At 68.2% G+C, this 16994-nt stretch carries 19 protein-coding genes; 9 read left to right on the top strand and 10 right to left on the bottom strand.

What is annotated here, in order from left to right:
- The first annotated feature begins 26 nt into the window (after positions 1 to 26).
- The 7 genes from J2P76_RS13910 (at position 27) to J2P76_RS13880 (ending at position 4740) form a co-directional block, all read left to right on the top strand.
- The gene (locus J2P76_RS13910; RefSeq protein WP_207408292.1) at positions 27 to 794 is read left to right on the top strand and encodes a class II aldolase/adducin family protein; all 768 of its coding nucleotides are present in this window, start codon (positions 27 to 29) and stop codon (positions 792 to 794) included.
- A gap of 69 nt (positions 795 to 863) precedes the next feature.
- Positions 864 to 1598, top strand: coding sequence for an IclR family transcriptional regulator (locus J2P76_RS13905; RefSeq protein WP_207408291.1), 735 nt, complete (start codon positions 864 to 866; stop codon positions 1596 to 1598).
- Between the two features lie 189 nt (positions 1599 to 1787).
- Positions 1788 to 2534: a sulfite exporter TauE/SafE family protein gene (locus tag J2P76_RS13900; RefSeq protein WP_207408290.1), complete on the top strand. Its 747-nt coding sequence runs from the start codon at positions 1788 to 1790 to the stop codon at positions 2532 to 2534.
- A 62-nt stretch (positions 2535 to 2596) separates the two neighbouring features.
- The gene (locus J2P76_RS13895; RefSeq protein ID WP_207408289.1) at positions 2597 to 2821 is read left to right on the top strand and encodes a hypothetical protein; all 225 of its coding nucleotides are present in this window, start codon (positions 2597 to 2599) and stop codon (positions 2819 to 2821) included.
- A 160-nt stretch (positions 2822 to 2981) separates the two neighbouring features.
- A complete protein-coding gene (locus J2P76_RS13890) occupies positions 2982 to 3194 on the top strand; it encodes a hypothetical protein (protein WP_012249539.1) in 213 nt (70 codons plus the stop codon).
- Positions 3195 to 3332: 138 nt separating this feature from the next.
- Positions 3333 to 4439: an AGE family epimerase/isomerase gene (locus tag J2P76_RS13885; protein WP_242697368.1), complete on the top strand. Its 1107-nt coding sequence runs from the start codon at positions 3333 to 3335 to the stop codon at positions 4437 to 4439.
- Positions 4440 to 4524: 85 nt separating this feature from the next.
- On the top strand, positions 4525 to 4740 hold the full coding sequence (locus tag J2P76_RS13880; protein WP_207408287.1) for a hypothetical protein: 216 nt from the start codon (positions 4525 to 4527) through the stop codon (positions 4738 to 4740).
- Here J2P76_RS13880 and J2P76_RS13875 read toward each other — a convergent pair.
- The 8 genes from J2P76_RS13875 to J2P76_RS13840 form a co-directional block, all read right to left on the bottom strand.
- Positions 4724 to 5137, bottom strand: a complete 414-nt coding sequence (locus tag J2P76_RS13875; protein WP_207408286.1) for a Rieske (2Fe-2S) protein — start codon at positions 5135 to 5137, stop codon at positions 4724 to 4726. The two genes, J2P76_RS13880 and J2P76_RS13875, sit on opposite strands and share 17 nt — an antisense overlap.
- A gap of 79 nt (positions 5138 to 5216) precedes the next feature.
- The gene (locus tag J2P76_RS13870) at positions 5217 to 7019 is read right to left on the bottom strand and encodes an ABCB family ABC transporter ATP-binding protein/permease (RefSeq protein ID WP_207408285.1); all 1803 of its coding nucleotides are present in this window, start codon (positions 7017 to 7019) and stop codon (positions 5217 to 5219) included.
- Positions 7020 to 7264: 245 nt separating this feature from the next.
- Positions 7265 to 8230, bottom strand: a complete 966-nt coding sequence (locus J2P76_RS13865; protein ID WP_207408284.1) for a Bug family tripartite tricarboxylate transporter substrate binding protein — start codon at positions 8228 to 8230, stop codon at positions 7265 to 7267.
- Positions 8231 to 8256: 26 nt separating this feature from the next.
- Positions 8257 to 9165 (bottom strand): ArgK/MeaB family GTPase, encoded by a 909-nt coding sequence (locus J2P76_RS13860; protein WP_207408283.1) that lies wholly within the window; start codon positions 9163 to 9165, stop codon positions 8257 to 8259.
- Positions 9162 to 10289, bottom strand: coding sequence for a CoA transferase (locus J2P76_RS13855; RefSeq protein ID WP_207408282.1), 1128 nt, complete (start codon positions 10287 to 10289; stop codon positions 9162 to 9164). The genes J2P76_RS13860 and J2P76_RS13855 overlap by 4 nt, the downstream gene beginning before the upstream one ends.
- Entirely contained in the window at positions 10286 to 10717 is a 432-nt protein-coding gene (locus J2P76_RS13850) for a cobalamin B12-binding domain-containing protein (RefSeq protein ID WP_207408281.1), read from the bottom strand. The genes J2P76_RS13855 and J2P76_RS13850 overlap by 4 nt, the downstream gene beginning before the upstream one ends.
- On the bottom strand, positions 10714 to 12327 hold the full coding sequence (locus J2P76_RS13845; protein ID WP_207408280.1) for an acyl-CoA mutase large subunit family protein: 1614 nt from the start codon (positions 12325 to 12327) through the stop codon (positions 10714 to 10716). The genes J2P76_RS13850 and J2P76_RS13845 overlap by 4 nt, the downstream gene beginning before the upstream one ends.
- A complete protein-coding gene (locus J2P76_RS13840; protein ID WP_207408279.1) occupies positions 12324 to 13103 on the bottom strand; it encodes an enoyl-CoA hydratase-related protein in 780 nt (259 codons plus the stop codon). The genes J2P76_RS13845 and J2P76_RS13840 overlap by 4 nt, the downstream gene beginning before the upstream one ends.
- 244 nt (positions 13104 to 13347) lie before the next feature.
- Here J2P76_RS13840 and J2P76_RS13835 point away from each other — a divergent pair, with 244 nt between their 5' ends.
- Both J2P76_RS13835 and J2P76_RS13830 read left to right on the top strand, forming a co-directional pair.
- Positions 13348 to 14103, top strand: a complete 756-nt coding sequence (locus tag J2P76_RS13835; RefSeq protein WP_207408278.1) for an IclR family transcriptional regulator — start codon at positions 13348 to 13350, stop codon at positions 14101 to 14103.
- A 176-nt stretch (positions 14104 to 14279) separates the two neighbouring features.
- Positions 14280 to 15107, top strand: coding sequence for an aldo/keto reductase (locus tag J2P76_RS13830; RefSeq protein ID WP_207408277.1), 828 nt, complete (start codon positions 14280 to 14282; stop codon positions 15105 to 15107).
- A gap of 171 nt (positions 15108 to 15278) precedes the next feature.
- On the opposite strand, the gene J2P76_RS13825 is transcribed toward J2P76_RS13830, so the two are convergent.
- Both J2P76_RS13825 and J2P76_RS13820 read right to left on the bottom strand, forming a co-directional pair.
- Complete coding sequence (locus tag J2P76_RS13825; RefSeq protein ID WP_207408276.1) at positions 15279 to 15464, bottom strand: hypothetical protein; 186 nt, start codon at positions 15462 to 15464, stop codon at positions 15279 to 15281.
- Positions 15461 to 16636 carry a PepSY-associated TM helix domain-containing protein gene (locus J2P76_RS13820; RefSeq protein WP_207408275.1) on the bottom strand — a complete coding sequence of 392 codons (1176 nt, stop codon included), beginning with the start codon at positions 16634 to 16636 and terminating at the stop codon, positions 15461 to 15463. The genes J2P76_RS13825 and J2P76_RS13820 overlap by 4 nt, the downstream gene beginning before the upstream one ends.
- Positions 16637 to 16994: the final 358 nt, after the last annotated feature.

Genomic DNA, 16994 nt, shown 5'->3' with positions numbered 1-16994 from the left:
CCCCTTGAACTGAACCGGAGAAGAGCATGAATACCCTGACCATGAATGTGAAGCCGGCCGTCTCGGCGGCCGAATGGGAAACCCGCGTCAACCTGGCGGCCTGCTACCGGCTGATGCCGCTGTTCGGCATGAGCGACCTGATCTACAACCACATCACCGCGCGCGTGCCGGGCGACGAAGACCGCCTGCTGATCAACCCGTACGGCTATCTGTATGAAGAGATCAACGCGTCCAGCCTGATCACCATCAACCTGGCCGGCGACGTGCTGCTCAATCCGCACGGCGATTATGACGTGAACCCCGCCGGCTATGTGATCCACAGCGCGGTGCATGGCGCGCGCCACGATGTCGAGTGCGTGATCCACACGCATTCGCGCGCCGGCATGGCGGTATCGGCCCTGGAATGCGGCCTGCTGCCCCTGACGCAGACGGCCATGCGGTTTGGTACGATCGCGTATCACGAGTACGAGGGACCTGCTGTCGACACGGACGAACGCGATCGCCTGACGCAAGACCTGGGCGGCGGCGATGCGATGATCCTGCGCAATCACGGCCTGCTGGTGGCCGGCGCGGACATCCCGCAGGCGTTCAACACCATGTATTGGCTGGAAATGGCCTGCCGGGCCCAGGTCGACGCCATGGCCTGCAATACCGACCTGCACTACCCGGCGCGTGATGTCATTGCCAAGACAGCGCACCTGTACAAGCCCGAGACCCGCCGCCCCTATGGCGTGCTGGAATGGCCGGCCATGCTGCGGATGCTCGAGCGCCGGGACGCTTCGTTCCGGACCTGAGCGGCGGCAGGGCCATGCGCGGCGCGCTGGATTGGCGGGTTTGCTTTTTTCAACCGGCTCTACTGATACATGGCCTCTACTCCCAGCCGCTCGGCGCTGCGCCCGTTCAACATCCTGGAAGCATTCTGCGAGGCCAGGCGGCCGCTGTCGCTGTCCGAGATCGCACAGTCGACCGGGGTGCCGGTGTCCACCTGCCATACCGTCGTGCATTCGATGGAGCAGTTCGGGCTGCTGTATTTCCTGTCGTCGCGCGAGGCCTATCCCACCCGGCGGCTATGGGACATGGCGCGCGAGATCAACGCCCACGATCCCATCGCCACGCGCTGCCTGCCGTTCCTGACCGCGCTGCGCGACGCCACCCACGAAACCGTGATCCTGGGCACCCGCCAGGACGACCGGGTGCTGTACCTGCTGGTGGTGGAAAGCGGGCAGACCATCCGCTATTCATCGCGCGCGGGCGCTTTCAAGCCGCTGCATTCCAGTTCCATCGGCAAGGCGCTGCTGGGCGCGCTGCCCGACGCCGAGCTGCAGGCCTGGCTGCAGGCGCATGAACTGGGGCGCGCCACGCCGCGCACCATTACGTCGGCGGCGCGCCTGAAAGACGATATCCTGGCCGCGCGCCAGCGCGGCTACAGCATTACCCGCGGCGAAAACGTCGAAGATGTCATGGCCATCGCCGCGCCGCTGCGGCGCGGCGCGCTGACGCTGGGGCTGGCGGTGGCCGGGCCGTTGAACCGCATCGACCAGAACGCCGAGGCCATTGCGGCGCAATTGCTGGCGTGCATCGGCGAAATCGCATTCTGAGCGCACAATGAAGAGCGCCCCAGCTCGGGACGAGTGTGGGGCGCTCTTGCCTGGCCTCGCACGCATGGGTGTCAGAACGCCCGGCAATTCCAATTTAGTCCCGGCTTTTTCGCGATGCAAGCAGAAAATCGTTTCAGGCGTTACGATCCGCGCCTGTAACCGTTCAGCCCCCGGGGGACCGCCTTGCCCATGGATTCCATGTTTGTCCTGATTGTCGCCGGAGCGGCCGCGGCGGGTTTTGTGCAGGGCCTGGCCGGCTTCGGCTTCGGCATGGTGGCCATGTCGTTCTGGGCCTGGACGCTGGACCCGCGCCTGGCCGCCGTGCTGGTGGTGGCGTGCGCCCTGGCCGGCCAGATCCTGGCGGCGCTGACGGTGCGGCGCGGCTTCGACGCGGCGCGCCTGCTGCCCTTCGTGGCGGGCGGACTGCTGGGGATTCCCCTGGGCGTGGCGGTGCTGCCGCTGCTGAACCCGGCGCTGTTCAAGGCCCTGATCGGCGGTTTCCTGGCCACCTGGTGCCCCCTCATGCTGGCGGCGGGCCGGCTGCCGCGCCTGACGGCGGGCGGCCGCCTGGCCGATGCCGGGGTGGGCCTGCTGGGCGGCGTCATGGGCGGGGTGGGCGGCTTTACCGGCGTGCTGCCCACCTTGTGGTGCACCTTGCGCGGTTTTGAAAAAGATACGCAGCGCTCGATCATCCAGAACTTCAACCTGGCCATGCTGGCGGCAACGATGGTGTCGTATATGGCAAGCGGCGTGGTCACGCGGGCCATGGCGCCGTCGCTGGCCGTGGCCATTCCGGCCATGCTGCTGCCCGGATGGCTGGGCGCGCGCGCCTATGTCGGCATTACCGATGCAATGTTTCGCAAGATTGTGCTGGGAATGCTGACAGCAGCCGGCGTCGCGCTGCTAGCATCGGCATTGCCGGTGCTGCTGCGCTGAGCCGCCGGGGGCGGCAGGGCGCATGCTATCGTAGACAAAGCTTTTTCAAACGCACACATCCCATGGCACGCATGAAAATTCAACAGGGCGAACTCGCCCACTGGCTGCAGTTCGTCGCCGACGGCGACGCGGCCGGCGTGCCGCGCGGGCAGGTTCCCGCGCACGTGGCCGACGGCCTGTTGATCTTGCGCTGCCTGCGCGAGACCGATTCCGGCCTGTTGACGCTTACCGACAAGGGCCGGCTGGCCCTGCGCATGGAAGCGCCGGGCGCCATCCACCTGGGCTAGCCGATCCTAGGGGATGCCAGGGGTATCGCCGCCCGCGGGCCCCCGGTAAGATGAACTTGCGTGCCGCCCACGGGTCCAATTGCCATGCGGACCTTATAAATGGACCCCGCCAGCGCCACGCGTGGATTCACGCGTTTGGATAACCGACTGGGAGGAAGCCATGCAGCATCATGACCAGGAAGTGCTGATCGACGTATCCACAGCGGCCATGGATACCGGCGGATACGGCGTACTGCTGACGGTAACGGCCGAAGGGGGCACCGAAGTCGATGCCGCCTTTTCGTACCTGGGCGACTGCGCCTCATTGCACGAGGCGCGCGATCGCGCAGAAATCTTCGCCCAGAACTGGGTAGAGGAAAACATATTCCGCTGACAAAGGCCCAGGCGGAAACCTTGCGAACCGCGCGCGCCCATGATGGTGAACCGATGGCTGGCCCGGCTGCGGCACAAATCCGGGTTATCGTCGCTGCTTCGTCATTTACGGCGCGCGCCACCGGCGCGCCATGCATCGATGGCCGCTTCCGTTGCTCCTGAACTCTCCGGCACCATCCAGGCGCTGCGCCGCCACTTCGGCGAGGTGATCCTGCCGCTGTGGATGGGCCGCGGCTTCAATGAACACATGGGGCTGCCGTACGAATCGCTGGCCGGCGACAGCGCGCTGCCCCTGGCGCCGCAGCGCTACCGCGCCATGGCCTGCGCGCGCCAGCTGTACGTGTATGCCACGGCTTCCGAACCGGCCCATGCGCGGCATGCCGACCGGCTGTTCGAAGCGCTGCTGCGCCACTTCCGCGACGACCGGCACGGCGGCTGGCGCTACAGCATCGACGCCGACGGCCGGCCGCTGGACGACACACAAGACTTATACACGCACGCCTTCGTGGTGTTTGCATGCGCCGCCTATTTCGAGCGCTCGCGCAACGCGCAGGCGCGCCAGGCGCTGCTGCAGACGGCCGAGCAGATCGAGGCGCGCTTTCGCCGCGACGACGGCCTGTACCACGCCGCCATGTCGGCCGACTGGCGCCAGGTCAGCCACGGGCCGGCGCAGAATCCGGTCATGCACCTGACCGAAGCCTATCTGGCCGCGTCGCGCGTGGCCGAGCCCGCCTGGTTCGCGCAGAACCTGCGCGGCATGGCGCAGGGCGTGGCCGACGCCTTTCTGCATGCGCCCAGCCAATGCGTGGCCGAGGCCCCGCTGGGCACGCCCGGCAACCGCATCGAGCCGGGCCACCAGTTCGAATGGTTCGTGCTGCTCGACAGCGCGCCGGCCGTATTCGCGGGGCTGGAACTGGCGCTGGCCGTGCCGCGCGGCTGCGGCTGGGCGCGCCGGCACGGCGTGCTGGAGGCCACCGCCGGGGTGCGGGCCGCCCTGCACGAAGACGGCCAGGTGCGCGACGCCACCGAGCGCATCTGGGCCCAGACCGAATACGCGCGCTACCTGGCGGCCACCTGCGACTGGCCGGCGCTGGCCGCGCAGCTGGCCGGCCTGCAGGGGCGCTTTCTGTCGCCCCTGGGCTGGCGCGAATGCCTGGGCGCCGACGGGTCGCTGGCGCGCGCCGACATGCCCTCGACCACGCCTTACCACCTGGCCACCTGTTACGCGGCCCTGCCGCTCGCCTGACGCGCAGGGGCCGGCCGCGGCCGGCGGCCGGTCAACAATTAGTCAAATCCTTTACAATTTGCTAATTGTTGTCCAGAGGTTGCTCATGAGCATCATGTGTGTTGCATGCCAGGCCATCGCGCCGGGCGTGCCGGGGATCGAGCCGCATCCGGGGCTGGGGCACCAGGGGTTTCTGCATCCCAGCCAGAAGGGGCGCGAAGGCTGCCGCGAAGACCATTTCCGCTGCCTGGAGTGCGGCGCCAAGTGGCTGCGCGAAACCGATAAATGGGGAATCGACCTGGGATTCAAGCTGGCGCCGTAGGCACGGCGCCCGTATTGCCGTCGGGCAATGGCAGGATGCGCCCGGCGGGCAGCCAGTACACCGCGCCATCGCGCTCCTGTACCCGCAGCGGCGCCAGGCGGCCGTTCTTGCATGGGCCGCCCACGCAAAGGCCGGTGTCGGGCTGGTAGGTGGCGCCATGGCGGGCGCACATCAGCAGGTCGCCGGCCCGCGTGAAAAAACTGTTTTCCCAGTCGAGCTCGACGCCCACGTGGGCGCAGCGGTTGACATAGCCGTACACGCGGCCCTGGTACCGCACGAAGAACACGGTAGTGCGGCCGGCGCCGTCGGCCGCCGGCAGTTTTACGCCCAGGCCGCCATCGGCCAGCGCGCTGCTGGCGCAAACGTGTACGGCGGGAAGCGGGGTGGGGTCGGACATGGGCGGCGCAAGGCGGGCAAAGGCTGCGATATTCGGCCAGGATGCCCGGCCGTGTCAAACGCGCAGTGCCGGGCGCCGCTCAGGCCGGCACGGTATCGCCGGCGTGGGCCTGTTTTTCCCACATGGCCGCGTAGGGGCCGCCGCGCGCCAGCAGCGCCGCATGGCGCCCGCGTTCGACGATGCGGCCGTCGCCCAGCACGATGATTTCGTCGGCGTCGGCGATGGTCGACAAGCGGTGCGCGATGATCAGGGTGGTGCGGCCCTGGCTGACTTCGCGCAGGTTGGCCTGGATTTCCCGTTCGGTGTGCGAGTCGAGCGCGCTGGTGGCTTCGTCGAACAGGAAAATCGACGGGTTTTTCAAAATGGTGCGGGCGATGGCCACGCGCTGCTTTTCGCCGCCCGACAGTTTCAGGCCGCGTTCGCCCACCAGCGTGCGGTAGCCGTCGGGCATGCTCATGACCAGCTCGTGGATGTGGGCCAGGCGCGCGGCCGCCTGCACCTCGCCATCGGTGGCCCCCGGGCGGCCATAGGCGATGTTGTAGTGGATGGTGTCGTTGAACAGCACCGTGTCCTGCGGCACCACGCCGATAGCGGCGCGCAGGCTGGCTTGCGTGACGTCGCGGATGTCCTGCCCGTCGACCAGGATGGCGCCCTGCTCGACGTCGTAGAAGCGGAACAGCAGGCGCGCCAGTGTGGATTTGCCGGCGCCCGACGAGCCCACCACGGCCACCGTGCGGCCGGCCGGGATCTGGAAGCTGACCCCCTTCAGGATGGGCCGGCGCGCGTCATAGCCGAACACCACGTCGCGGAACTCCACCCCGGCGCCCGCCAGCCGCAGCGCGCCGGCGCCGGGCTTGTCGCCGATTTCGCGCTGCTGGCCCAGCAGTTCGAACATGCGCTCCATGTCGATCAGCGATTGCTTGATTTCGCGGTAGATGAAGCCGAAGAAACTGAGCGGGTCGTACAGCTGCAGCAGGTAGGTGTTGACCAGCACGAAATCGCCCAGCGTGTAGCGGCCGTCGACGATGCCCTGCGCCGCCATCCACATGACGGCCGTCAGGCCCACCGAGATGATTACCGCCTGCCCGATGTTCAGGATCGACAGGCTGACCTGGCTGCGCACCGCGGCGCGCTCGTAGCGGGTCAGCGACGCATCGTAGCGGCGCGCCTCGTGTTCCTCATTGCCGAAGTACTTGACGGTTTCGTAGTTCAGCAGGCTTTCGACCGCCTTGGTGTTGGCCTCGGAATCCGTTTCGTTCATCAGCCGGCGGAACTGGGTGCGCCATTCGGTGACCACCAGCGTATACGCCAGGTACAGGCCCACGGTCAGGGCGGTGACGGCGGCCAGCCAGAAATCGAACATCTTCCACAGCACCGCGCACACCAGGCCGATCTCGAAGAAGGTGGGCAGCACATTGAACAGCAGGAACGACAGCAGGGTCTGGATGCCCTTGGTGCCGCGCTCGATGGCGCGGGTCAGGCCGCCGGTCTGGCGCGACAGGTGAAAGCGCAGGGCCAGCGCGTGCAGGTGGCGGAAGATCTGCAGCCCCACCGCGCGGATGGCGTGCTGCCCCACGCGGGCGAACACGGCGTCGCGCAGTTCGGAAAACAGCAGCGAGAAGACGCGCGCGGCGCCGTAGGCCAGGATCAGCCCCACCGGCACGACGATAGCGGCGCCGGCGTGCCCGCCCAGTTCGTCGATGGCCGATTTGTACAGCAGCGGCACGTACACCACGGCCGCCTTGGCGGCCAGCAGGCACAGCAGCGCGATGACGACGCGCGCCTTCAGGCCGGCGCGGCCGGGCGGCCACAAGTAGGGAAGCAGGGTGCGCAGCGTGGCGAGGCTGCCGCGCGGCGAGGCGGTGGGGGCGGGCTGGGGCATGGGCGGGCGGGGCGCAAGGTCCGCGCGGCCGGGAAAGCCGCGCAGGCGGCATTATCGGCCAGCTTGTCCGCTCGTGCGCGAAAGCCCCGGCGCCGGCAGGGGCCTTGGCGCACGCCTTGGGTCCAGATGTCTGGCTCCGCAAGTGCCAGACACCGAAGTGTGCAGCAACTGCTTCAATATTGCGGTGTCCGACACCCTGCGGGAGTCAGACACCGGGGCGACACCTGAGCGATGCCGCGCCGCCTTCAGTCCACCTGTGCGCCCGAGGCGCGCACGACTTCGCCCCAGCGCTTGACGTCGGCGTCGAGCACCTTGGCGAATTCTGCGGGGCTGGTGGCGTAGGGCTCGGCGCCCTTGCCGGCGAAGCTTTCGACGACCTTCGGATCCTGCAGGGCCGCGTTGACGTCGTGGTTGATGCGGCCGATCAGCGCGGGCGGCGTGCCCTTGGGCGCCATCAGGCCGAACCATGGGTTGACGTCGAAGCTCTTGAAGCCCGCTTCGGCAATGGTGGGGATATCGGCGAACGACTTGGCGCGCTTGGCGCTGGTGACCGCCAGCGGGTGCACGGTGCCGGCCTTGATCGCGCCGGCCACCGACGGCAGGCTGGTGAACACGATGTCGATGCGCCCGCCCAGCAAGTCCTGCAGCGCGGCCGCGGCGCCGCGATAGGGCACGTGCTCCAGCGGCACCTTGGCGGCGCTGCTGAACATCTCGCCCAGCAGGTGGTTGACCGAGCCGTTGCCGGCCGACCCGTACGTGATGCGGCCTTTCTTGGCGGCCCGCACCAGGTCGTCCACCGATTTGAACGGCGCGTCGGGGCGGGTGATCAGCACGAACGGCAGGGTGGCCAGCGTGGCCACCGGCGCGAAATCGGTGCCGGGATCGAACGACAGGTTCTTGTACAGGGCGCCATTGATGGCCTGGGTGCCCACATAGCTCATCAACAGTGTGTAGCCGTCGGCCGGCGCCTGCAGCACGGCTTCCATGCCGACGTTGCCGCCGGCGCCGGCACGGTTCTCGATCACCACCGTCTGCTTCCATTGTTCGCCCAGCTTCTGGCCGATGGTGCGCGCCAGCGTATCCGAGGCGCCGCCGGGAGTCTGCGGCACGATGATGCGCACCGGCTTGGTGGGGAAGTCCTGCGCGGCCGCCGCCGGCGCGGCCAGCGTGGCGGACAGGAGCAGGGCCAGGGCCCAGGTTGAATAACGCATGTGTCTCTCCTTTGGTGGGGGCGGCCTTATGGCTGGCCGTCGGGATGTTCCAGCCCAGCGAGCAATTGCGCCAGCTGGCGCTGCAGGGGCTGGGAAAAAAACGCGCCGTCTTGCGCGGCGATGAATTCGGCGCAGCGGATTTCAAGCAGGCGGCGCAGCCGGTAGCGGGCGCGCTGGTCGCGGATGGCGTCCTGGCGGCCGCCGGCCGCCAGCCAGGCCTGGTGGCGGTCGATGGCCGCGGACAGCGCCTGGATCGAGGCCGGCTGGTCCTGGGCCGCCAGCAGCACCGGCGCCACCCAGGCCTGCGGTTCGTGGCGCATGGCGGTGGCAATGCGCCGGATGTCGGCCGCCATTTTGCGCGCGCCGGGCAGGTCGGCCTTGCTGACCACGAAGATGTCGGCCAGTTCCATGATGCCGGCCTTCATGGCTTGCACCGTGTCGCCGCTGTCGGGCAGCAGCACCAGCACCAGCGTGTCGACGTGCGTGCGCGCGGCGTATTCGGCCTGGCCCACGCCCACGGTTTCCAGCAGCACTTCGTCGAAGCCGAAATCGTCCATGGCGTCCAGCATTTCGGGCAGGTTGTCGGCCAGGCCGTCGGAAGTACGGCGCGAGCCGAGCGAGCGGATATACAGGTCGGCCGTGCCGGCCAGCTCATCCATGCGCACGCGGTCGCCCAGGATGGCGCCGCCGCTCTTGGGGCTGCTGGGGTCGACCGCCAGGGCGCCCAGCCGGCCGCCGCCCAGGCGCGCCAGCGCCAGGTGGCCCAGCAGCGTGCTTTTGCCCGCGCCCGGCGCCCCGGTGATGCCGATGCGGCGGGCCGCCCGGGCGGGCTGGCGCGGCGGCTGCGCGGCCAGTTCCAGCGGGCTGGCGTTGGCCAGCCGCGTCAGCGCGCGGCCCAGCGCGCGGCGATCCAGGGGCGCCCGGCCTGCTGTCATGGGACCGCCCACGCCATGATTTCGTCGCGATGCTGGTCCAGCAGCGGCGGCGCGGCGTAGCGCGGCGCGTGGCCGGCGAAGCGCAGCGGGCTGGCCACCGCCTGCAGCGGCGGGTCGCTGTCGCCCAGCGTTACCACCAACTGCCGCGCGGCGGCGATATCGCCGCGCAGGGCTTCGTTCAGCGTCCCCACGCGCGCCGCCACCAGGCCCAGCGGCGCCAGGCGCGCCACCCATTGCTCTGCCGGCGCGGCGGCCAGCACCTGGGTAATGGCCCGCACCACCTCGGCGCGGTGCGCGCGGCGGGCGGCCATGGTGGCGTAGCGCGGATCGTCGATCCATTCGGGCCGGCCGATCTCGGCGCAGAAAATGCGCCAGAACCGGTCGTGGGTGATGAACAGCACCAGCCAGCCGTCGGCGGTGGGGAACAGCTGCGCCGGCACCACATACGGGTGCGACGAGGCCGGCAGCCGCTCGATGGTTTCGCCGGCATTCAGCGCCGCCCCGGCCAGATAGTTCAGCTGCGACAACATCACGTCGTACATGGACACATCGACCTGGCCGCCGCGGCCTTCGACGATCTTGGCCAGGAGGCCCAGCGCGGCGACCAGCCCGGCGGAATTGTCCACCGCCGAGTAGCCGGCCTTGGCCGGCGGGGCGGTGGGTTCGCCGGTGATGGCCATGATGCCGGTCATGGCCTGGATGACGTAGTCGTATGCCGGGTTTTCGGAATAGGGCCCGTCCAGCCCGTAGCCGGTCAGCGCGACGCAGACCAGCCGTTCGTTATGGGCGCGCAGCGCATCGTAGGTGAGCCCCAGCTTGCGGATGGCCGACGGGCGCAGGTTGGTGACCAGGGCGTGCGAGCGCGCGGCGATGCGGCCCAGCGCCGCCTGTCCGTCGGCGCTGGCCAGGTCGAGCACGATGCTTTTCTTGTTGCGGTTCAGGCTGGCGAAGTAGGCGTTGTGCGGGCCGATGCTGTGCGGGCTGATGGTGCGGCCGATGTCGCCTTCGCGCGGTTCGATCTTGATGAGTTCGGCGCCCATGTCGGCCAGCATCAGGCCGCAGTAGGGGCCGGCCAGCATGTGGCCGACTTCGATCACCCGGATGCCCGCCAGCGGCGCGTTCACTGCCGCGCCTCTTCGAGCCGCAGGGCCAGGGTCTGGATCATTTCTTCCAGCGGCATGTCGGCGGTGAAAATGGCGGCCACGCCCAGCGCCAGCAGCTGCGACTGGTCGTCGGCCGGTATGGTGCCGCCCACGAATAGCTTGATGTCGCCGGCGTCCAGCTCGCGCAGCTGCGCGATGACTTCGCGGGTCAGCTCCTGGTGGCTGCCCGACAGGATGCTCAGGCCCACCGCGTCCACGCCTTCGTCGACGGCCACCTGGGCGATCTGCCGCGGGCTGCGGCGCAGGCCGGTGTAGATGACTTCGGCTCCCGCATTGCGCAGGCTCAGGGCCACGATCTTGGCGCCGATGTCGTGGCCGTCCAGCCCGGGCTTGCCGATCAGGATGCGCTTGCCGGCCAGCGCGGGCCGGCTGTTGGATGGCGTGTTCATAGATTGACGGGCTCCTTGAATTCACCCCATTCTTTTTTCAGGCAGGCGACCATTTCGCCGACGGTGGCATAAGCGTGGCAGCAATCGACCAGGTAGGGCATGAGGTTCTCGCGGTCTTTGGCCGCCGCCGATGCCAGCCGCGCCAGCGCGGTATCGACCGCGGCCTGGCTGCGCGTGTCCAGCACGCGCTGGAATTTTTCCAGGGAGCGCTGCGCGACGGTGGGGTCCAGCGTGAACACCTCGCCGATCCGGGTTTCTTCGCCGGCCTTCTTGAAATGATTCTGGCCCACGATGACCTGCTCGCCGGCATCGGTGTCCAGCTTGCGTTCCAGGCCGCGCTCGGCCAGGCGCAGCTGGATCCAGCCATCTTCGATGGCGCGGATGACGCCGCCGTAGTCGTCGATCTCGGCCATGACCTGCTCGATCTTCGCCTCCATGCGGTCGGTGTGCTGCTCCAGGAAATAGCTGCCGCCCAGCGGGTCGACGGTTTTCGAGATACCGCTTTCGTAAGCGATGATCTGCTGAGTGCGCAGCGCCAGTTCGGCCGAAAATTCGGTGGGAATCTGGTAGGCCTCGTCCAGCGCGCAGGTGAAGATCGACTGCGCGCCGCCCAGCACCGCCGCCATGGTTTCCACTGTGACGCGCACCACGTTGTTGTAGGGCTGAGGCGCCACCAGCGACGAGCCGCCGCACACCACGCCGAAGCGGAAATGCTGGGCCTTGGGGTCTTGCACGCCGTAGCGCTCTTTCATCAGCCTGGCCCACAGGCGCCGGCCGGCGCGGAACTTGGCGATTTCCTCGAAGAAGTCCATATGGACGTAGAAGAAGAACGACAGGCGCTTGGCGAATTTCTCGATGTCGCCGCCGCGCCGGCGCAGTTCGTCTACATAAGCCAGGCCGTTGGCCAGCGTGTAGGCCATTTCTTCGGCGGCCGTGGCGCCCGCGTCGCGCACGTGCGCGCCGGCGATGCTGATCGGATTGAAGCGCGGCGACACGTCATTGGAATACAGAATGGTGTCGGCGATCAGCCGCATCGAGGGCCGCACCGGGAAGATCCAGGTGCCGCGCGCCACGTATTCTTTCAGAATGTCGTTCTGGATGGTGCCGGTCAGCTTGCTGCGCGGCACGTTCTGCTTGTCGGCCACCGCCAGGTACATGGCGTATACGATGGCGGCCGTGCCGTTGATGGTGAACGAGGTCGATATGCGCGACAGGTCCAGCCCGTCGAACAGGATCTCGGCCTCGCTCAGGTTCGACAGCGACACGCCGACCTTGCCGATCTCGGGCCGCGCCATGGGGTCGCTGGGGTCCAGGCCGCACTGGGTGGGCAGGTCCAGCGCCACCGACAGCCCGGTCTGGCCCTGGGCCAGCAGGAACTTGTAGCGCGCGTTCGATTCTTCGGCCGTGCCGAAGCCCGAATACTGCCGGAATGTCCACAGCCGGCCCTGGTAGCCGTCTGGAAAAATGCCGCGGGTGAACGGGTACTGGCCGGGCAGGCCGATGCGGGCGGGATCGACCGATTCCGGCCCGGCGCTGACCGGGATATCGATGCCGCTGCGGTTGACCGGATGCAGGCGCGGCGGCCGGTCGGGGTGCGCTTGACTGCTCATTGCTTTCCTTTGGATAAGACTTGCTCGCTGGCGCGCCAGTGGTCGTCGTGCAGCCAGGTCTGCAAAAGCTGTTGCTGTTCGGTGGCGCGCGCGGCGTCGTAGGCGGCGCCCTGGCGCCATGACTGCGCCTGCGCCTTGATGCCGCGCAGCACCTGGGGCGGGCAGGCCAGCATGGGCCGCAGAAAGGCCTGCAGGTCGGCGCCGCCGGGCCCGTCGGCGATCACGGCGTCGGCCAGGCCCCAGGCCAGCGCCTGGCCGGCGTCGATCATTTCGCTGCGCGCCATCATGCGCAGGGCGCGCGCGCTGCCCACCAGGCGGCACAGATCGGTGCCGCCGCCCCAGGCCGACGTAATGGCCAGGCGCGCCTGGATGAAGCCGATGCGGGCGTGCGCGGCCTGCAGCCGCAGGTCGCAGGCCAGCGCCAGCTCGGCGCCGCCGCCGATGGCGTCGCCGTTCAGGTAGGCCAGCACCGGCACGGGGCACAGGCGCAGGGCGTCGAGCGCCTGGCGGGCCTGGCGCGCCATCTCGAGCGTGGCGGCCTCGTCGCGTACGGCGGCCAGGTCGCGCAGGTCGCCGCCGGCGGCAAAGTAGCGCTCGCCGGCGCCCATCAGCACGATCAGGCGGGTTTGCGGCCGCGCGGCGGCCGCGTGCACACCCTGCGCCAGGGCGTCGAGCAGGGGGCGGGCCAGGGCGTTGTGCTTGGCGGGGCGGTTGATGGTGATCCAGCAGGCGCCGGATGGCTGGTGATCCATGAGGATGTCGTCGCTGCCTGGCACTGCGGTCTCCGGCGGAATGGGCGGTGGCGGCGCCGGACACCCCGTGGGATGCCCGGCGCCCGGGCGGCCGAGCAGGATGCTGCAGGCCTGGATGGCATGCTAGGCAGTCTTTTTTTCTGCATCAAGGACAAATGTTCGGTATTCTGAACAAAGCGATACTGTGATGCCGCCCGGGCCGACGCCGGCCCGGTTTGTTCAGCGGGCTGAACCGGGGCCCGCCATCCCGTCCCGCCAGAGGCCCGATATGTCCACCGCCAATGTCACCGCCATCGAGCGCCTGCTCGACATCTTCGAAGCCTTCCAGGCCAGCCAGCGGCCGTTGTCGCTGACCGAGCTGGCCGAACTGGCCGGCCTGCCCAAGAGCACCTGCCACGCCATCGTCGGCACGCTGACGGCGCGCGGCTACCTGTATTCCCTGGCGCGGCCGCGTTCGCTGTATCCCACCAAGCGCATGTTCGACGTGGCGCGCGACATCGTCGACAAAGATCCTTTCGTCGAGCGCATGACGCCGGTGCTGGAGCGCCTGCGCGACACCTCGCGCGAGACGGTCATCCTGGGCAAGCGGCAGGGCGATGCGGTGATCTACCTGCAGGTGGTGGAAAGCATGCACTCGATCCGCTATTCGGCCCGGCCGGGCGACATCAAGCCGCTGCATTCGAGCTCCATCGGCAAGACCATGCTGGGGTGCATGAAAGATCCCGAGCTCAAGGCCTGGCTGCAGGCCCATTCGCTGGACGGCGTGACCCCGGCGACGCTGACCGACCCAGAGGCCCTGCTGGCCGACGTCCAGCAGGGCCGGCGGCTGGGCTATTTCCAGACCCGCGGCGAGAACGTCGACGACGTCTGGGCCGTGGCGGCTTCGCTGGTGCTGAACAAAGAGACTTTCGCCATTGCCGTGGCGGGGCCCAAGCACCGCATGGAAGGCACCATGGCCGAGTGCGCCAGGCTGCTGGTGGCCGCCTGCAGTTTCATTCTGCGGCAGTCGCTGGCGCGGCCCTGAGCCCGCGGGGCCGCCCCAAGGGCGAATATCGGAGTGCGTAGCACGGAGGGGGCCCATGAGCTGGCGCGCGGGGCCCCGATTGGAAGAATGGCCGGGCAGGGCGCTATCATCGGGGCTAGATGCCTGCCGGTGCGCCGGGCGTATCCGCATTCCACTCATTCACTTTCGGAGGTCTCATGGCGACGATGCCCATACTGAAATTGAACGACGGCAACTCGATTCCGCAACTGGGCCTGGGCGTCTGGCAGGTGCCCGACGACGAGGCGGCGCGCTGCGTGAAAGAGGCGCTGGCGGCCGGCTACCGGTTGATCGACACCGCGGCCATCTACGGCAACGAGGCGGGCGTGGGGGCGGGCCTGCGCGCCGCGGGCGTCGGGCGTAAAGATCTGTTTGTCACCACCAAGCTGTGGAACGACAAGCACGGCTACGACGAGGCCCAGCAGGCCATGGACGCCAGCCTGAACAAGCTGGGGCTGGCGTATGTCGACCTGTACCTGATCCACTGGCCGGTGGCCGGCAGCGACAAGTACCTGGATGCGTGGCGCGCCCTGGTGGCCATGAAGGAAGACGGCCGGGCGCGCTCGATCGGGGTGTCGAACTTCCCGCGGGCCCAGCTGCAGCGCCTGATCGACGAGACCGGCGTGGTGCCGGCGGTGAACCAGATCGAGCTGCATCCCGGCTTCGCGCAGAAGCCGCTGCGCGCGTTCCATGCCGAACAGGGTATCGCCACCGAATCCTGGAGCCCGCTGGGCCAGGGCGCGGTGATGCAGGACAAGACCCTGGCCGCGCTGGCGGACAAGTACGGCAAGTCGGCCGCGCAGGTCACCTTGCGCTGGCACCTGCAGAACGGCCTGATCGTGATTCCGAAGTCGGTCACGCCGGCCCGCATCCGGGCCAATATCGACGTGCTGGATTTCGAGCTGTCGGCCGACGACATGGCCGCTATCGACAATCTGCCCGAAGGCGCGCGCCTGGGACCGGACCCCGAACGTTTCAGCGGCTGAGCGGGCCCGGACCGGCCAGTTGTCAGACACCTGGTCCAGGTGTCCGACTCCCGCAGGGTGTCGGACACCGTACGACTGAGACGGCTGCGGCTTATTGCGGTGTCAGGCACCTGGCGGAGCCTGACACCTGGTCAGGCTGGGGCCGGACCCCGATCGCTTCAGGACTTTCCTTCAGGCCCTGGCAGGCGGAAACCACCAGTACCTGGCAATGACCACCAGCAGCGCGGTCAGCGACAGCCACGAGGCCCAGTGCCACAGGCCGGTGCCCAGCAGCGCCGCCAGCAGTCCGAAGATGCTGAGCACGCCCAGCACGATGGGCGCGCCCCAGATGAACAGGAAGCGGTTGCGGGGGGTCATGCGGGGCTCCGTTGGGGGGTGGCGGACTGCTGATGGCGCCGCACCAGTTCGGCCACGCGCGCGTCGGTGGCTTTGCGGCGCGCGATCCACAGGTACAGGCCGCTGCCCAGCACCACGATGGTGACCAGGTCCAGCAGGGTCCAGAGGATCTTGAGCGGCATGCCGCCGTAGTCGCCGAAGTGCAGCGGGCGCGAGACTTCGAGCGCGGTCAGGTACCAGGGCATGCGCGCCACGGTGCTGAGTTCGCCGGTGACGCCGTCGATCAGCACCGGGCTGTTCAGCTTGGAGGTCAGCGGCGTGTTGCCCTTGAGCCAGACGATGTAGTGGTGCGGGCTGCCGTAGGCGTTGCCGGGATAGGCGATGAACGAAACCTCGCGGCCGGGCAGGGCCTTCATGGCGGTGTCGGCGGCGTTCTGCACCGACGCCAGATTGGTGGGCACGGGCCGGCCCTGGTAGGGCGCCAGGATGCGCGGCAGTTCGGTGGATTGCCACAGGCGGAACAGCGGCGTGGACAATTCGTTGATGACGCCGGTCAGGCCCACCACAAAGACCCAGACCAGCGTGACGATGCCCAGCAAATTGTGCAGGTCCAGCCATTTCAGGCGGGTCGAGCGCGCGGCGCGCACGGTGCCGAATTCCAGCTTCTTCATGAAGGGGCCGTACAGCACCACGCCCGACACGGTGGCCGCCACGAACAGCAGCCCCATGAAGCCCAGGAACAGTTCGCCCGTCAGGCCCGCGAACAGGTCCACGTGCAGGGCCAGCATGATGCCCATGAACGAGAAACGGTCTTCGGCGTAGGGCGGGCCGTCGTGCAGCACTTCGGCGGTGCGCATGTCGACGCGCACCGCATGGCCTTGCTCTACGGCCTTGCCCAGCTCGGGCACCATGCCCACATAAGCCTGCGGCTCGTCTTCATCCAGGAAGACGTAGTCGACGTATTCGCCGGGGTACAGCGTCCTGGCCTGGGCGACGATCTGGTCGAGGCTGGCCAGGGGCGCGTTCGCGGGCAGTTCGGCCACCGGCTTGCCTTCGTCGAGCAGGTGCTCGATTTCATGGTGGAAGATCAGCGGCAGCCCGGTCAGACAGATGACCAGCAAGAACAGGGTGCAGACCAGGCTGGTCCATTTGTGAACCAGGTACCAGGTCTTGACGGTAGTTGCAGCGGTCATGGGCGGCGCGGGGCGTAATTGACGGAAACCTGAACGATAGCATGAACAATATCCATTCTCATCGTAATAATAGGCTCCGCGCACGGATTTGTGGCGCCGGCGGGGGGCGATTGTTCCGAGCCGGCTGTGTCGGGCGCCCATGGCACGGCCTTAAGGCGAAAGACGGCGTTTTGCCTGGGTATTGCCCCAGGTGTCGGGCTCCGCCAGGTGCCTGACACCGCTGCATGCCGCAGCCGTCTCAGTCGTACGGTGTCCGACACCCTGCGGGAGTCAGACACCTGGGCAATAGCCCGGAAACCACGGAATCGGCCTTAAGGCATTGCCATGGGCGCCTGACACACCTTAAGACCTTACGGCC

It is taken from the genome of Bordetella petrii (assembly GCF_017356245.1).
Taxonomy (GTDB): domain Bacteria; phylum Pseudomonadota; class Gammaproteobacteria; order Burkholderiales; family Burkholderiaceae_B; genus Bordetella_A; species Bordetella_A petrii_D.
Note: the sequence above shows the minus strand (reverse complement) of the source record. Positions and strands in the feature narration are given on the sequence as shown.

Excerpts from the sequence above, each read along its gene's own strand:
- J2P76_RS13875 (WP_207408286.1), bottom strand. The coding sequence starts at position 5,137 with ATGTCCGACCCCACCCCGCTTCCCGCCGTACACGTTTGCGCCAGCAGC.
- J2P76_RS13825 (WP_207408276.1), bottom strand. The coding sequence starts at position 15,464 with ATGACCCCCCGCAACCGCTTCCTGTTCATCTGGGGCGCGCCCATCGTG.
- J2P76_RS13910 (WP_207408292.1), top strand. The coding sequence starts at position 27 with ATGAATACCCTGACCATGAATGTGAAGCCGGCCGTCTCGGCGGCCGAA.
- J2P76_RS13845 (WP_207408280.1), bottom strand. The coding sequence starts at position 12,327 with ATGAGCAGTCAAGCGCACCCCGACCGGCCGCCGCGCCTGCATCCGGTC.
- J2P76_RS13905 (WP_207408291.1), top strand. The coding sequence starts at position 864 with ATGGCCTCTACTCCCAGCCGCTCGGCGCTGCGCCCGTTCAACATCCTG.
- J2P76_RS13880 (WP_207408287.1), top strand. The coding sequence starts at position 4,525 with ATGAGCATCATGTGTGTTGCATGCCAGGCCATCGCGCCGGGCGTGCCG.
- J2P76_RS13830 (WP_207408277.1), top strand. The coding sequence starts at position 14,280 with ATGGCGACGATGCCCATACTGAAATTGAACGACGGCAACTCGATTCCG.
- J2P76_RS13865 (WP_207408284.1), bottom strand. The coding sequence starts at position 8,230 with ATGCGTTATTCAACCTGGGCCCTGGCCCTGCTCCTGTCCGCCACGCTG.
- J2P76_RS13900 (WP_207408290.1), top strand. The coding sequence starts at position 1,788 with ATGGATTCCATGTTTGTCCTGATTGTCGCCGGAGCGGCCGCGGCGGGT.
- J2P76_RS13870 (WP_207408285.1), bottom strand. The coding sequence starts at position 7,019 with ATGCCCCAGCCCGCCCCCACCGCCTCGCCGCGCGGCAGCCTCGCCACG.
- J2P76_RS13820 (WP_207408275.1), bottom strand. The coding sequence starts at position 16,636 with ATGACCGCTGCAACTACCGTCAAGACCTGGTACCTGGTTCACAAATGG.
- J2P76_RS13890 (WP_012249539.1), top strand. The coding sequence starts at position 2,982 with ATGCAGCATCATGACCAGGAAGTGCTGATCGACGTATCCACAGCGGCC.
- J2P76_RS13860 (WP_207408283.1), bottom strand. The coding sequence starts at position 9,165 with ATGACAGCAGGCCGGGCGCCCCTGGATCGCCGCGCGCTGGGCCGCGCG.
- J2P76_RS13895 (WP_207408289.1), top strand. The coding sequence starts at position 2,597 with ATGGCACGCATGAAAATTCAACAGGGCGAACTCGCCCACTGGCTGCAG.
- J2P76_RS13850 (WP_207408281.1), bottom strand. The coding sequence starts at position 10,717 with ATGAACACGCCATCCAACAGCCGGCCCGCGCTGGCCGGCAAGCGCATC.
- J2P76_RS13835 (WP_207408278.1), top strand. The coding sequence starts at position 13,348 with ATGTCCACCGCCAATGTCACCGCCATCGAGCGCCTGCTCGACATCTTC.
- J2P76_RS13885 (WP_242697368.1), top strand. The coding sequence starts at position 3,333 with ATGGCCGCTTCCGTTGCTCCTGAACTCTCCGGCACCATCCAGGCGCTG.